Here is a 14,790-nt window from a genome sequence, read left to right as displayed (position 1 = left end):
TACGTGAGTGAAAAGCACGTCGTAAGCGGTCCGGACCTTCTGCCGCAACGGCTTACCCGGTTGGGACAGTTCGTCAGCCGTTACGGATTGGCCGTCGTGCTCGCCTGGATCGGGTTCGGCAAATACGTGAAGATGGAATCCCGCGTGCTCATCGAGCACAGTCCGCTGATGAGCTGGATCTACGACGTCTTCAGCGTCGCAACGGTCGCCCGCGGGCTGGGGACCGTGGAAATCGTTGCGGCGGTGCTGATTGCGTTGAGGCCGAGGTGGCCGCGGGCGTCGGCGGCCGGCAGCGCGCTGGCGGTGGTGCTGTTCCTGGGCACGTTGAGCTTCCTCGTCACCACCCCCGGGGTGGTCGCATCCCGCGCCGGTGGCATCCCCGTGCTGTCGGCGCTGCCGGGCCAATTCCTGCTCAAAGATCTGGTGCTGATCGGCGTCGCGGTCTGGACACTGGGTGATGCGCTCTCGGCGAGCAGAGCACGCGTCGTGCAGCATGCGCTGATCGGGTAGGCCACCGATCAGCGGTTCATCACGAGTCCCCTTCTGCCACGGCGAACAACGTCCCGGCGATCAACAGCTTCGCCGAGGCCAGCGCGGCGGCGTAGGCGTCGGCGTCCAGGCTCGCCGCGCGCTCGGTGAGGCCCCGCGCCAGCGCATGAATGGCATCGGCCGCGGCGCCGGGTTCGGTGCCGGATGGTAGTGCGCCGGCCGCCCGGGCATCGTCGAGGACCGCAGCGATCGTGTCGCGCAACGCCTTCGGGCCGGGATACTTGGGCCGACCGCGCTCGGGGTGCTCGTTGCTTTCCGCGCGGACGGCCCGGTCGAACGCGGCCAGGTGCGGATGCTCGCGCATCAACCGGCCGGCCTCGTCCAACACGGAGCCGAGGCGATCGACCACCCCGTCGGCCCGCCCGGCGGCGGCGCGCAACCGGGGCCGTGCGATCCGCTCGACGTCCGCGGCGACGGCGTCCAGCAATTCGGACTTGTTCGGGAAGTAGTGGTACAGGCTGCCGCTCGTCATGTCGGCGGTGCGGGCGATTTCGCGAATAGTGCTGCGGGAGTAGCCCATTTCAGCCACGCATCGCATGGCCGCGGTAATGATGCGGGCGCGGGTCTGCTCACCGTCGGCGCCGACCGGACGTCCCAGCGGCGACCGCGTGACGCTCATGCGGCGCGGTACCCGCCGCGGAGCGGTCCCTCACGCACTGCGCACCTCCGCGCGGACACCCGGACTAATCGATCACTCGATTATATTCGACGTGCCGGCGGCGATGACCGGCGGACAGGACGCGACAGTGGGCAGAGCACGGTGACGCGGGCGCAGTTGGGCCGTCCGGTCGGCGCCAGCGGTGAGGACACCCGCCAGCGGATCATCGCCGCCACGATGCGCTGTGTGGCCAGGGCCGGGTACTCCCGTGCCACCATCCGCGAGATCGCCCGCGCCGCGAACGTCACCAGCGCCAGCCTGTACAACTACTTCCCGAACAAGGCCGAGCTGATGAAGGCGGCGATCGCGGCGCGCACCGACGTCGCATTGCCCCGACTGCGCGCGGCGGCGGCGCACCCCGGGACCGCCGTCGACCGCATCGAGGCGGTGCTCGACGAGTCGGGGCGGCTGATGCGGGAGTATCCCGACCTCGCCGCCTTCGAATGGGTGATCCGCGCCGAGGGTGCGGCCGGCCCCGATGCGCGGCTCGCGGGCGCCGCAGGATTTCAAGCGTTCCGCGAGATCATCGAGGGAATCGTCGACGACGCCTACCGCCGGGGCGACCTCACGCACCGGTTCGATCGGCAGGGCATCGTCGAGGCGGTCTACGCGCTCGTCTACGGGTTGGTGGAACTGGCGGCCACGGCCGCGCCGGGGGACTACCACGCCGCGCTGGAGTCGGCCAAGAGCATGATCAGGGGAACGCTGTTCGCTCGGGCCGACCCGAATATCCGCAGGCAGGGGACGGTCGGCCCATCTTGATATGATCAAGCGATTGATTATATAGTCGGCCCACGAGAGGAATCGGGCCGTGACTGAAACCGTTGGCGTGACGTTCGACATCGACGCGCTGCGGCGCAAATACGCCGAGGAGCGCGCGCGGCGATTGCGCCCGGACGGCATCGCGCAGTACGTGGAGACGGCGGGCGCCTTCGCCCACTTCGCCGATGACCCGTGGACGGACGGCGATGTCGAGCGCGAACCGCTGACCGACGAGGTCGACGTCGCGATCATCGGTGCCGGCTTCGGCGGGCTGCTGACGGGCGTGCGCCTGCGTGAGCTCGGCGTGGACGGCGTGCGGCTGATCGACCGGGCGGCGGACGTCGGTGGTACCTGGTACTGGAATCGGTATCCGGGAATCGCCTGTGACGTCGAGTCGTACGTGTACATGCCGCTGCTGGAGGAGCTCGGCTACGTCCCCAGCGAAAAGTACGCCAAGGGGCCGGAGATCTTCGCGCACTGCCAGCGCATCGCCCGGCACTACGACCTCTACCGCAACGCGTGCCTGCGCACCGAGGTGCGCGAGGTCCGCTGGCAGGCAGACGAATCGCGCTGGGTGATCCGCACCAATCGCGGCGATGAGATGCGGGCCCGGTTTGTGTCGATGGCCAACGGCTACCAGGCCAAACCCAAGCTGCCCGGCATCGAGGGCCTCGGCACGTTCCGAGGGCATGCGTTTCACACCAGCCGGTGGGACTACGCCTACACCGGGGACGGCCTGCAGAACCTGGCCGACAAGCGCGTCGGCATCATCGGTACCGGGGCCACGGCAATCCAGTGTGTCCCGCATCTGGCCCGCGCGGCGCAGCGGCTCTACGTTTTCCAGCGCACGCCGTCGTCGGTGGACGTGCGGGCCAACCGCGCGACGGACCCCCAGTGGGCCGGCGCGCTACGGCCGGGCTGGCAGCGCAGGCGCATCGAGAACTTCCAAATCCTCACCGCCGGTGGCCAAGCCGACGAGGACCTGGTGGCCGACGCCTGGACGAGTATCACGCGCAAGCTTCCGGTGATGCGCCACGACGGTGACGGTGTCGCGGATCCGGCGCAACGCAGCCGCGACATCGAGATCGCGGACTTCGCCAAGATGGAAGAGATCCGGGCGAGAGTCGACGGCATTGTCACCGACCCGGCGACCGCGGAGGCGCTCAAACCCTGGTATGGGTACTTCTGCAAGCGGCCCTGCTTCCACGACGAGTACCTGCAGACGTTCAACCGCGACAACGTCACGCTGGTCGACACCCGCGGGCGCGGAGTGCAGCGCATCACCGAGCGGGCGGTCGTGGTCGACGGCGTGCCCTACGAACTCGACTGCCTGATCTTCGCAACGGGTTTCGAGGTCGGCACCGATTACTGCCGGCGCACCGGGTTCGAGCTCATCGGCCGCGATGGGGTGTCGTTGACCGAGCACTGGCGCGACGGGGTGCGTACCTTCCAGGGCCTGTGCACGAGCAAGTTCCCCAACTGCTTCATCGAGAGCATCGCCCAAGCGGGTCTGACGGTCAACTTCCCCTACCTGCTCGACGTGCAGGCGACCCACGCGGCGTGGATCATCGCGCGGGCCCTCGAGCGCGGCGTCGTCGAGGTCGAGGCCACACCCGCGGCCGAATCCGCCTGGGTCGACACGGTCGTCACCCGCTCGGCCGCCGGCGCCGAGCGCGCCCAGACGTGCACCCCGGGCTACTACAACCGGGAGGGCAAGGCCGACAACAAGACCCGGCAGGGCAGCTTCTTCTTCGGCGCCCCCACCGAATACGCCGACATGTTGGGGGCGTGGCGGGCCAACGGCGACATGCGGGGCTATCGGATTCGCGGTGACGAGGCCGCGCCGTGACCAGCCGGCGCGCCCGCTGGCACTACGGTGTCGGCAGGCTGCGGGCGGCGACCCGGCGCCACCGCCCGCCGAAGGTGGCGATCATCGGTGCCGGCTTCGGCGGCCTGGGCGCGGCCGTCGCGCTGCGCCGGGCCGGTATCGACGATCTGGTGATCATCGAGGGCGACGACGGCGTCGGGGGCACCTGGCGGCGCAATACCTATCCCGGCGCCGCGTGCGACATCCAGAGCCACCTGTACTCGTTCTCGTTCGCGCCCAACAAATCCTGGAGCCGCACCTACGCCCGGCAGCCCGAGATCCTGGCCTACCTCGAGTCGGTGGCCGACGACTTCGACCTGCGCCGGCATCTCATGCTGGGAACCCGGGTCCGTTCGGTCCGCTGGAACGGCGTGTCCTGGGATTGCCGGCTGGACCGCTCCGGGGACGCGCTGACCCTGACTGCCGATGTCGTCGTGAGCGCCGTCGGATTGTTCGGTGCCCCAAGGCTTCCCGACCTCGCGGGCCTCACCGACTTCACCGGCACGCTGATGCACACCGCCGAGTGGGACCACCGGATCGAACTGGCGGGCAAGAAGGTGGCCGTCGTCGGCACGGGCGCGAGCGGGGTCCAGGCCGTTCCCGAGCTGGCCAAGGTCGCCGACCGGGTCAGCGTCTTTCAACGCACGCCGCCGTGGATGGTGCCCAAGGACGACCGTCCCTACAGCGCGGCGGAATTGGCGCGGTTCCGCCGCGATCCGCTGGCCGTGCGCCGCACCCGCTGGCAGATCTGGAAGTTTCAGCACGACAACACGGCGACCTTCGCCGACGACCCCGTCGTCACGGCGCGCACCCATGTCGCGACGTCGTTCCTCGAGCGCACCGTCGCCGACGAGCGGCTGCGCCGGGCGTTGACGCCCGAGTACCCGTTCCGCTGCAAGCGGGTGTTGCTCGGCGATGAGTTCTACCGGGCGCTGCAGCGGGACAACGTCGAGTTGATCACCGAGCCCATCGACCGGATCGGCCCGTCGTCGGTGCGCACCTCGGCGGGTCGGGCGGTCGACGTCGATGCGATCGTGTTGGCCACCGGGTTCGAGACGTCACGCTATCTGGCGGGCATCGACGTCATCGGGCGTGGGGGACGCCGGCTGCACGACCACTGGGGCGATGATCCGAGCGCCTACCTGGGCGTCGCGGTCAGCGGCTTTCCCAATTTCTTCATGCTCTATGGCCCGAACACCAACCAGGGCGGCAACTCGATCGTCTACATCCTCGAGGCCGGCGCACGACTGGTCGCGAGCGCGGTCAGCAGGTTGGCGCGCCGGGGCGGTTACGTCGACGTCCGGCCCGAGGCTGAGAAGCGTTACAACGCGGAGCTTTCCGCGGACCTGGAGCGCACCATCTGGACCCGGTGCGACAGCTACTTCCGTTCGCCCAGCGGCCGCATCGTCACCCAGTGGCCGTACACCGAACTGGAATACGCCCGCCGCACCTGGCGGCTGCGGCCGCGAGACTGGCTGCTAGGCAAGGCCGAAGTCGATGACACCGCGGATCAGCCAGCCGGCGGTCAGGTCGGCGTAGGCGTCGTTGATGTCGTCGAGCCGGTAGCGTCTGGTGATCATCTCGTCGAGGAGTAGCCGGCCCGACTCGTACAGGGTGGCCAGCAGGGCGATGTCGCTCTTGGGGTTGCACGAGCCGAACACCGTCCCGCACAACGTCTTGTTCATCAGGATGAAGTCCTGCAGCGCGACGGCGATCGAGTGGGTCGCCGGCGACGGCAGCCCGGTCAGCACGCAGGTGCCGCCCTTGCGGGTGAGCGTCAGCGCCGCGCCGACATCGGCCGCGCCGATCATGGCGGGCGAGACCACGACCGCATCCGCCATCACACCGCGGGTCAGGTCGCGGACCAGTTCGACCGCGTCCGCCGCCGTCGCGGCGGTGTGGGTGGCCCCGAATTGCACCGCGGAGGTCCGCTTGAAGTCGCTCACGTCGACCGCGACGATCCGGGCCGCGCCGCTGATGCGCGCGCCCTGAACGGCCGCGGTGCCGATGCCCCCGGTGCCGATCACCACCACCGTGTCACCACCCCGCACCCCGGCACGCCGTGCCGCCGAGCCGTACCCGGTGGGAACCGCGCAGGCCAGCAGCGCGGCAGGCACCAGCGGAAAATGCGGGTCGATCTTCACCAGCGAATTCGCCGCCACCACAGTGTGTTCGGCGAACGCGCCGATCTTCGACACGTGGCCGAGGTGGCGCCCGTCGATGGTGTGGTGGCGGAAGGTGCCGTCCGTCGGCATGCCCGGCGCCAGCGTCCCCGATCCGGTGTCGCACAGGTACTCCATCCCCGAGGCGCACCACCGGCACTGCCCGCAGACCGCGACGAAGGATGTCACCACGTGGTCGCCCGGCGCGAACCCGGCGACGCCCGCGCCGACGTCGACCACCACGCCCGAGCCCTCGTGGCCGCCGATCGTCGGTGACATGGCGGGTAATTCCAACGCGCGCAACGTTTCCGGTGGGGGAGCGAGCTTCCCCTGCCGGATGTGCTCGTCGGAGTGGCAGAGTCCCGTGGCGGCCAGCCGCACCAAAACCTCGCCCGCCTTGGGCGGATCCAGCTCGAATTCCTCGACGCACCATGGACGGCCGTACTCATAGAGGATGGCCGCGCGGCTTCGCATCGATTCGTGCCGCCTTTCTACCCGGGGCCAGGCACCGGCACGAATACTATCAATCGATTGATTACTCGGCGGGGGCCGCGGAACTCGCTACCGGGCGGGATCCGCGGCGACCTCGATGTCAGCGGCCGCCGCAGCGGCGCTCAATTGGTGGAGATCGTCGAGCGAATTGTCGGCGTAGGTGTAGCACCGACCAGGTCGGGCGGCTATGACCGCGGCCGACCCGCGGTAGAACGAGAACGGGTCGGTCAGGCGGGCCCGCGCCACCCGTTGCGGCATCCGCCCGGCATAGGTGGCGACACCGTGGCCGCGGCGCGGCTTTGGCCGCCCCGAACACAGGGCGCTGCGATCAACCGCTGGCGGCGGCCACCCTGGCACGCTCGGCCATCGAGGCGATCACGCCACCGTCGTTGAGGATGTCGGTTCCGGTCAGGTAACCCGCCTTGTCGCTGGCGCAGAAGGCGAGCAACTCGGCCATCTCCTCCGGCTTGCCCCACCGCGGCACCGCGGCTTCGGCAACCATCGCGCCCGCCCCGGCCTGCTCCTCGAGCCGCCCCATCTCCGTGTCGATGGATCCCGGCGAGACCGAGACGATGCGCAGTCCGCGCGCGTTGAACCTCTCCGCCTGCGCCTGGCTGTACCACTTCACGAAGCTCTTGCTGATGGCGTAGGCGAGGCCGGAGCGTCCCTCTTCGGGCACGATGTCACACGTCGTCATCATGGCGGCCATGAATGCTTCGGCGTCCTGCAGCGCGAGCGGAAACTTTTCTACCGGAACCATTTCCGCGGGCAAGATGTGGGCGGCCATCGATGCCACGTTGACGATCACCGAGCCCTCTCCGGCCACCGGGTAGAACGCCTCGTTGACGTTGACCGTGCCGAGCGCGTTGGTCCGCATGACGTAATCGGCGGGTCCCATGCTCGGGCTGACCCCGGCGGTGTGGATGACCGAGGCGACCGTTCCCAGATTCCTCGCGGTGTCGAACAGCCCCGCGACCGCCCGCCGGTCGGTGACGTCGCAGTCGACCAGCGCGGGGCTGATCCCGAGCCCCTCCAGGGTCGCCGCCGCGGTCCTCAGGCGGTCGTGCCTGACGTCGCAGAGGACCACGGTGTGGTCGCGGCCGACGACCTTGGCCGTCGCCAGCCCCATCCCACCCGCGCCCCCGGTGATCACCGACACTCGAGTCATATCTGGACCGTATACGGCCGGTGGTCCCCGGCGGTCAGGGGTCCGGCACCGGATGGTGGGGGTGACCGCTGTGCCGGACGGCGGTCCCGAGGAACGGCGCCCGCACGGTGGCCGGCAGGTTGCGGCGGTAACGGACCAGCGCGACGACCGCCACCGCGGTGTAGACGCCGCAAAGCAGCAGCCGGCCATGCGTGGTGGCGATCGGGAACTGCACGACGAACAAGGCCAGCAGCGCGCACGCGGCGCCGCGCTGGAAGCGCAGCGCCAACAGCAGCGCCACGCCCATCATGGTTTGGGTGGCCGTCAGCAGCACTTCTTCCACCTGACGCGGGTCGAGCTGCAGGGAGAACCCGCCGCCGCCGAGCAGGTGGGCGATCGGCAGCGACCCGATCAGCAGCGTCCACTGGTTCACCTTGGAGGAGATCAGGGTGGCGATGGCCGCGGTGCCCTTGCCCCGGGCGGCGAAGATGGTCGCGACGATGAACTCCGGGGCTTCCGACGCGAGCGGTGCGAGCCACTGGACCAGCAGGAACCGGTCGATGCCCAGTTCGGTGCCGGCGGCGACCAGGTTGTCGGCGAACGGCTTGGCGCACAGCAGGATCACCGCGCCGGACGCCAGGAAGAGGCTCACGACGACGATGCGCCGACGCCGATCGGGGAGCTCCCCGAGGGCGGCGGCGGTCCCGATCAGATCGGGCTCCTCCACGTCGCCGTGGCCGACCTTGTAGAGGTAGAACCCGAACCACGCCAGCAGCGCGAGCCCCAGCCCGAAATGGATCTGGCCGCTCGCCGGTATCGCGAACGCGATGATGCCGGCGATCAACAGGAATCCCAGTTCGACCCGGTTGCTTGGCTGCAGCGCCAAGCCGGTGGCCCGTTGGGAACCGGCCTTGCGCGCCACCACGATGCTGACCAACACCACGACGGGCCAGCCGAGTCCCATCAGCAGCCGGTTGGAGCCGGTCATGTTGGCGGCCGCGTATTGCGTGTAATCCGCGTTGTGGCCGGACACGTACGCGTAGTACAGGTCGACGGCGTACTCCGGCAGTACCGCGATCAGCGCCAGCACCGCCGTCGCCATCCCGCCGGAGACATCGATCTGGGCCGCCTCGGCGGCCCACGCCAGCAAGAAGCTGGCAGACACGACCGCGGCCCCGAAGATCAGCAGGGCGATGACCGGGTCGGGATGCAGCCCGAGTGTCCGTACCACCACCGCCGGGGCGATGAACGCCGCGGTGATGAATGCCGAGCGGGCCAGGGTCCGCCGCCGCGAGCGTTCGGCCGTCGAAACCGTGGCCGCGGGCCTGTCTGTGGCGAGCATCGTCATCCTTCGATACGGAGGGGTGGCGACTGTGGCGGTTACCCCGCCCGGGTTAACCGTGCCGAACGACTACCCAAGCTACCCGCGAAGCCCCCCGCCAGCAACGTGATCGATCGGAGAAGGCGCCCGGCGTCACAACTCATCTTTGCTGGCCAGATGCGGCGAGGCAGAAAAGTTAGGCTGCCCTGATCGCGAAGTTTGGCAAACCTTCTGTCCCCGGTTGCGTCCCCGTGCAGTACGACGCGGTGCCCAGGGCGGTGGTTCCCGCTATTCGTCGGGGCCCATGGCTGCGGCCGCGGCTTGGGCGAACAGCTCGACGGCCTGGTTGCGGGTTAGCGACGCCAGCATTTGTTCGGCCGCGCGCATCATGTCGCCGACCATCAAGGTCGGGCCGTTGCCCAGATTCTCGAACGCCTCCGCAATGACGTCCGCCACGGCGGCCGCGCCCGGCGGCACCTCGTCGAGGGAACCGATCTGGCCGCGGCTGTGCTCGAGTTGCCGCAGCGCGGGCGTATCGGTCTTGCCCAGGATGAGGCCCAGGACGTCGACGCCCTTGTCGTGCAGCTCGGCCCAGAGCGCCTCGGCGAACACCATGTCGAACGCCTTCGTCGCGCCGTAGGCGACCATGTTGGCGCCACCGGCCAGGCCGGCGCCGGACCCGAACAGCACGATGCCGCCGCGACCCCGCTCCACCATGGGGGCGGCGAAGTGGTGGCAGAGCTGCATCGGCACCATGCAGTTGCGTTGCACCATCGCTTCGGCCACTGCGATCGGATTGGCCAAGAACGGCTCGAAGTTCGGGTCGGCGCCCGCGCAATACACGAGAAGGCCGACCTCCAGGTCGGCCGTCGCGGCGGCGATTGCCGCCGCCGCGCCCGGTTCGGCGAGATCGATGGCGAGGGTGCGGGTGGACGCCGCCGTATCGTCGCGGATCTTCCCCGCGACCTCGTCGAGCACGGCCTGCCGGCGAGCGATCAGCACGACGTTGACGCCACGATCGGCCAGGCCGCGGGCGAACGCCGCGCCCAGCCCGTCCGAGGCGCCGGCCACCAGCGCCCACGGCCCGTACTTGGTTGCGAACGCCATCTAGGAACTCCCTACCGTCGTCAGGCGCACCTGGGTGTAGCGCCGGCGCGCGACGCGCCAACCCTCCGCGGTGCGCACGATCTCGTCGTCGTAGAAGCCGATAGCGTTGACCCCGGAGTCGTTGTCCGCGGCCATGATCAGCCCGTCGATGTAGGTCCGCGCCGTCGCGCGGTCGCCGTCGACCGTGACCGCCTGATTGGTCAGGCGGTGCAGCGTGTGCCCCGCCAGGGCGTGCACCCGCTCCATGAAGTCCGCGACCGCGTCGACGCCGGTCCACGCGCCGATCTCGCCGTAGTCGAGTTGGCAGTCGGCGGTGAACACGGTGCGAAACAGCGACCAGTCGCGCCGGTCGATCCCGGTGGCGTAGCGGACCAGCAGCTCGCAGATGTCCTGGCGGTCTTCGCGTTCGGTCATGTCGGGTCTCCGTTCGGGTGGACCACGATCCGCGGCGGGCCGTCCGACCGGCGGGCCAGCTCGAGCGCGTCGGGCACTTCCTCGAGGGTGATGATCTTGCCCACACTGGGCAGCGCGTCAAGCCTCCGCGCCGCGATGGCGTCGAGCGTGCCGTACCAGCCCTGCGGGTGCGGACCGCCGCCGAATTGGATGGTGACGCCCTGGCGGGTGGCGGCGGTGATGTCGAGCGTGTCACCGGTGTACCAGCCGCCCCCGCAGTACAGCCGGGTGCCCATCTCGGCGGATTCGACGATCCGCTGGATCAGTCCGGGGGCGCCGACGCACTCGAAAACGACTGCCGGGCCGGGCAATCCGCGCTGCGCGCGGACCTCGTTGAACGCGTCGGACGGAGATTTCTGGGCGGGGTCGACCACGAGGTGCGCGCCGAAGCGCTCGCGGGCCAGCTCGCGGCGGTCGGATTTGTAGTCCGACACGACGATCGGCTCGATGCCACGGCCGGCCGGGGCGGCGACGGCCGAGAGCCCGATGGCCCCGGCGCCGATCACCATGGCGACCTCACCCGGTTGCATCCGCGCCGACCGGACGTAGAACTCGCCGACCGCGAAGGCGTCGGTCAGCGCGACGGCGTCATTGGAAACATCGCCCGCGACCGCCTTGGCCGCGACCTCCGAAACCACCAGCAGCTCGGCGAAACTGCCCTGCGCCTCGGGATGCTGGCCGATGATCCGCATTCCGCCCGCCCCGCCGTCGACGAGGCGCAGCGTGCGCAACAACAACTCACCGGGCCCGGGCTGCGGGTCGGGCGTCTCGCGGACCCCTAGCCGGCCGTCCCTGAGCACCACAGCGCGCAACGCGTTCGCTGTCTCGAATAATCGATATAGAATCTCGAATGTTCGTCTAACTCTAAAACGTGCGGCAGAGGAGTCAAGCCATTCGCGGATCGACGTCTGCGCCGACCGCCCGGGTGCTCGACGTCGTCGAGCTGCTCGCGCGGTCCGGGAACGCGCGGTTGCGGTTCTCCGACATCGTGCGAGAGCTCGATCTCACGCAGGCGACGGCGCACGCGATTCTGAAGACGCTGTGCGACCGGGGCTGGGCGAGCCGCGATCCGGTCACCAAGACGTTCACCCTCGGGCCCGCCCTCGCCGTCGTGGCGGCACGCACGGACACCGCCCGGCCGCTCGCGCACGCGGCGCGCGCCGCCGCGCTGCGCGTGTCCCGCGAAGTCGGCTACGCCTGCTCCGTCGTCGAGCGATTCGGAGACTCGTTGGTGGTCACCGCGTTTGAGGGCGAGCCCGCCAGCCAGCCGTCCGGGATCCCGGGCGATCGCATCCCTTACACCCCGCCGTTCGGGGTCGCGCTGGCCGCATGGGACGACGAGGAGGAGCAGCGCGCGTGGATCCGCCGCGGCGCGGGCAACAATCCCGATCGCATCAGGCGGCTCGAACAGGTGCTGGAACATACGCGTGAGCGTGGCTTCGACGTCGACTGGACGACGCCCGCGCTGGCCCAGGCCGTGCAGGTGGTCGGCACGCTGGACAGCGACGAGATGCCCACCCCCGTGCGCCACATCCTGGATCAGTTGCTCGTCGAGTTCACCACCATCGGATTCCTCTCCGACGACAACCCGGGCCGGCGCAAACAGCCGGTGGTGACCATCGCCGCACCGGTATTCGATGAACGACGCGTGGCCCTGATGCTGGCCGTCCATCCGCTGTGCCCGCTTTCCGCAAGGCAGATCCGGGTGATCGGGAAGCATTTGACCGACGAGACCACAGCGATCAGCGTGTCCGCGCCGCGGCCGGGCGCGGTCGATCGCGCCGGCTAGGAGAAACGATGGAACTGCGGCAGCTGCGCTATTTCGTGGCCGTCGCAGAGGAGTTGCACTTCGGCCGCGCCGCGCAGCGCGTGCACATCTCGGGGCCGGCGCTGTCGCAACAGATCATCGCGCTCGAGCGCGAACTGGGGACGCAGCTGTTGGCGCGGGACCGGCGCAGCGTGCGGCTCACCGAAGCCGGGCGCACCTTCCTTCCGGACGCGCGCCGGATCGTGTCCCTGGCCGACGACGCCAAGCGCCGGCTCCAGCGGGCCGCCGCGCGCAGTACACCGGTGCGGCTTGGGTATGTGAGCTGGCTGCCCGAGGACATCATCGCGATGGTGGGAGGCGCGGCGGACCTGCGCCTCGACGAGTGGGTGCTGCCGTCGCACACGCAAGCGGACCGGGTGGCCGAGGGCACCCTCGACATCGCGCTGGCGTGGGTCACCGCCGGGCAGGTCGAGGAGCGGGGCCTGGCGGCGCACCTGCTGCGAACCGAGTCGCTGCACGCCGTCCTGCCCGGCGCCGGATCAACGGAACCGATTGCGGCTCAACAGGTCAGCGTCCTCGTCGATGCCGACGAGTCAGCGTGGTCATCCTGGAATCGATACGCCGGGGAATTCGCGGGACACACCGGGGCCCGCGTCATCCACATCGACGACGGCGGCATAGCCGGCGACGCGTTCTATGCGCACGTGCGCAGGATCGGCGGGGCCGTGCTCGCGTCACCCAAGCGCCACACCGCGGCGCTGCCACCCAGCCTGGGTCAGCGTCCCGTCGCCGAACCGGTTCCGCTGTGGACGTGGTCGCTGCTGCACCGCCGCGACGACGACCGCGCCAGCGTGCGGGGGGCCGTGCAAGCGCTGCTGGCGGTCGCTCGCGCCCGCGACTGGCCGGCCCGTCCCGTCGGCCCGTGGTGGGCCCCGGTCGACGACCCCCACCTGCGGTGAGAAGTCCCGTCGAGCACTGGTAAGAGAACGGACCTGGACGCCCGGCCGGCCCTGCGCTTCAGTGGAGCCAAGCATCAAGGGAGGGCGAAAAGGCATGGCGGAGAACTACGTTGTGGACGAGCTGGCCGGCTTCGTCGTCCGCGCACGGGCGGCCGACCTGACGGGACGGCCGCGCGCGCTGCTCAAGCGCAACGTGCTGGACAGCATCGCCTGCGCCATCGGATCCCTGGACGGCGAGCTCGTCGCGACGATCCGCGAACACACCGGCCAGTTCAGCGGGGCCCCCACCGCCACGCTGGTCGGCGGCGGCCGCGCATCGGTCGACCAGGCCGCGTTCTTCAACGCGGTGCTGGTGCGCTACCCGGACCTGCTCGACACCTACCTGACGGTCGGCGGGCTGTGCCACCCCGCCGACAACTTCGGACCGGTCCTGGCCGTCGCCGAACACGTGGGCGCCAGCGGCGCCGACTTCCTGCTGGCCCTCGCGGTCGCCTACGAGGTGCAATGCCGGTTCAGCGCGCAGGTGCCCGTCATGGCGCGCGGGCTCAATCACGCGTTGCAGCTGTCGATGTCGGTCGCGGCGGCCGCGGCGAAGCTGCTCGGCCTGAGCGTCGCCGAGACGGCCAACGCGATCGCGGCGGCCGCGACCGACAACGTGTCGCTGGCCACGGTGCACGCCGAACCGGTTTCCAACTGGAAGGGGGTTTCGCCGGCCATCACCGGCATGCGGGCGGTGTACGCGACGATGCTCGCCGCCCGCGGCGTGACCGGGCCCCGGTCCCTGTTCGAGGGCCCGCACGGGCTGGTGCAGCTCTTCGGCCAGCCCATCGATCTGGCCACCGCCGACCGGCGGCTCACCTGTGTCGAGCAGACCTACCTGAAGCAGTACTGCGCGCTCATCCACGGGCAGGTGGTGATCGACGCCATCTTGGGCCTGCGCGCCGAGCATGGGCTGCGCGCGGAGGACGTCACGCGGGTGACCCTCGCGGTCTTCCAGGGCGCCTACGACTTCGCGGGCGGCGGAGCGTACGGCGCGAAGGACGATCCACGCACCAAGGAGCAGGCCGACTACAACCTGAAATACCTCGCCGCGGTCGCGCTGCTCGACGGTGGCGTGGGTCCCGAACAGCTGGAAGCCGAGCGGGTTTCGCGCGCCGACGTGCGGGAGCTGTTGGCGCGGGTGGACGTCGAGCCCGCCGCCGACCTGACCGCCGACTACCCGCGACGCACGGCTGCCCGGGTGCGCCTGGTGACCCGGGACGGCCGGGAGTTGAGCCGCGAGCAGGCCGACTACGAGGGATCCCCGACCCGGCCCATGTCGTGGGAACGGGTCACGGACAAGTTCGGATGGCTGGCCGAACCCTTCTGCGACGGAGCGCTGCGCGCCGGCATCGTCGCGGCGGTCGAGCACCTCGAGGAGATTCCCGCCGCCGAACTCGCCGGCCTGCTGGGCGCGGCGAGCCCCACCGCCCAACGGCCGCGCACCGGGCCCCGGTTCTGACCCGCGCCCCCTTGCGTGGCCCGCCGCCCGCGGTCGATGATCGG

At 70.0% G+C, this 14,790-nt stretch carries 15 protein-coding genes; 7 read left to right on the top strand and 8 right to left on the bottom strand.

Features of this window, described 5'->3' with window-relative positions; all coding sequences use genetic code 11:
* Positions 1-3: 3 nt before the first annotated feature.
* Entirely contained in the window at positions 4-510 is a 507-nt protein-coding gene (locus BST44_RS14220; protein ID WP_083177747.1) for a YkgB family protein, read from the top strand.
* A 19-nt stretch (positions 511-529) separates the two neighbouring features.
* On the opposite strand, the gene BST44_RS14215 is transcribed toward BST44_RS14220, so the two are convergent.
* Positions 530-1,168, bottom strand: a complete 639-nt coding sequence (locus BST44_RS14215; protein ID WP_083177746.1) for a TetR/AcrR family transcriptional regulator — start codon at positions 1,166-1,168, stop codon at positions 530-532.
* 141 nt (positions 1,169-1,309) lie between these two features.
* Between BST44_RS14215 and BST44_RS14210 the strand changes: the two genes are divergently transcribed.
* From BST44_RS14210 to BST44_RS14200, 3 genes are read left to right on the top strand one after another with little or no spacing between them, the layout of a single operon-like run.
* Positions 1,310-1,969 carry a TetR/AcrR family transcriptional regulator gene (locus BST44_RS14210; RefSeq protein ID WP_083177745.1) on the top strand — a complete coding sequence of 220 codons (660 nt, stop codon included), beginning with the start codon at positions 1,310-1,312 and terminating at the stop codon, positions 1,967-1,969.
* Positions 1,970-2,018: 49 nt separating this feature from the next.
* Complete coding sequence (locus tag BST44_RS14205) at positions 2,019-3,818, top strand: flavin-containing monooxygenase (protein ID WP_083177744.1); 1,800 nt, start codon at positions 2,019-2,021, stop codon at positions 3,816-3,818.
* A complete protein-coding gene (locus BST44_RS14200; RefSeq protein WP_083177743.1) occupies positions 3,815-5,431 on the top strand; it encodes a flavin-containing monooxygenase in 1,617 nt (538 codons plus the stop codon). Before BST44_RS14205 ends, BST44_RS14200 begins: the two co-directional genes overlap by 4 nt.
* On the opposite strand, the gene BST44_RS14195 is transcribed toward BST44_RS14200, so the two are convergent.
* The 7 genes from BST44_RS14195 to BST44_RS14165 all read right to left on the bottom strand — a co-directional run bounded on the left by BST44_RS14195 (position 5,315) and on the right by BST44_RS14165 (position 11,321).
* Complete coding sequence (locus BST44_RS14195; RefSeq protein ID WP_083177742.1) at positions 5,315-6,472, bottom strand: Zn-dependent alcohol dehydrogenase; 1,158 nt, start codon at positions 6,470-6,472, stop codon at positions 5,315-5,317. The genes BST44_RS14200 and BST44_RS14195 overlap by 117 nt on opposite strands.
* Positions 6,473-6,559: 87 nt before the next feature.
* Entirely contained in the window at positions 6,560-6,748 is a 189-nt protein-coding gene (locus BST44_RS14190; protein WP_083177741.1) for a hypothetical protein, read from the bottom strand.
* 70 nt (positions 6,749-6,818) lie between these two features.
* On the bottom strand, positions 6,819-7,658 hold the full coding sequence (locus BST44_RS14185) for an SDR family oxidoreductase (protein ID WP_083177740.1): 840 nt from the start codon (positions 7,656-7,658) through the stop codon (positions 6,819-6,821).
* A gap of 34 nt (positions 7,659-7,692) precedes the next feature.
* Positions 7,693-8,985 (bottom strand): calcium:cation antiporter family protein, encoded by a 1,293-nt coding sequence (locus BST44_RS14180; RefSeq protein WP_083177739.1) that lies wholly within the window; start codon positions 8,983-8,985, stop codon positions 7,693-7,695.
* Positions 8,986-9,246: 261 nt separating this feature from the next.
* Entirely contained in the window at positions 9,247-10,065 is an 819-nt protein-coding gene (locus BST44_RS14175) for an SDR family NAD(P)-dependent oxidoreductase (protein WP_083177738.1), read from the bottom strand.
* Positions 10,066-10,479: a nuclear transport factor 2 family protein gene (locus BST44_RS14170; RefSeq protein WP_083177737.1), complete on the bottom strand. Its 414-nt coding sequence runs from the start codon at positions 10,477-10,479 to the stop codon at positions 10,066-10,068. It abuts the gene before it with no gap.
* Positions 10,476-11,321: a zinc-binding dehydrogenase gene (locus tag BST44_RS14165; RefSeq protein ID WP_083177736.1), complete on the bottom strand. Its 846-nt coding sequence runs from the start codon at positions 11,319-11,321 to the stop codon at positions 10,476-10,478. Before BST44_RS14165 ends, BST44_RS14170 begins: the two co-directional genes overlap by 4 nt.
* A 122-nt stretch (positions 11,322-11,443) precedes the next feature.
* Here BST44_RS14165 and BST44_RS14160 point away from each other — a divergent pair, with 122 nt between their 5' ends.
* The 3 genes from BST44_RS14160 to BST44_RS14150 all read left to right on the top strand — a co-directional run bounded on the left by BST44_RS14160 (position 11,444) and on the right by BST44_RS14150 (position 14,746).
* Complete coding sequence (locus tag BST44_RS14160; protein WP_083177735.1) at positions 11,444-12,307, top strand: helix-turn-helix domain-containing protein; 864 nt, start codon at positions 11,444-11,446, stop codon at positions 12,305-12,307.
* Between the two features lie 8 nt (positions 12,308-12,315).
* The gene (locus BST44_RS31330; protein ID WP_083177734.1) at positions 12,316-13,245 is read left to right on the top strand and encodes a LysR family transcriptional regulator; all 930 of its coding nucleotides are present in this window, start codon (positions 12,316-12,318) and stop codon (positions 13,243-13,245) included.
* A gap of 112 nt (positions 13,246-13,357) precedes the next feature.
* Positions 13,358-14,746 (top strand): MmgE/PrpD family protein, encoded by a 1,389-nt coding sequence (locus BST44_RS14150; protein WP_083177804.1) that lies wholly within the window; start codon positions 13,358-13,360, stop codon positions 14,744-14,746.
* Positions 14,747-14,790: the final 44 nt, after the last annotated feature.

It is taken from the genome of Mycobacterium scrofulaceum (assembly GCF_002086735.1).
Classification (GTDB): Bacteria; Actinomycetota; Actinomycetes; order Mycobacteriales; family Mycobacteriaceae; genus Mycobacterium; species Mycobacterium scrofulaceum.
Note: the sequence above shows the minus strand (reverse complement) of the source record. Positions and strands in the feature narration are given on the sequence as shown.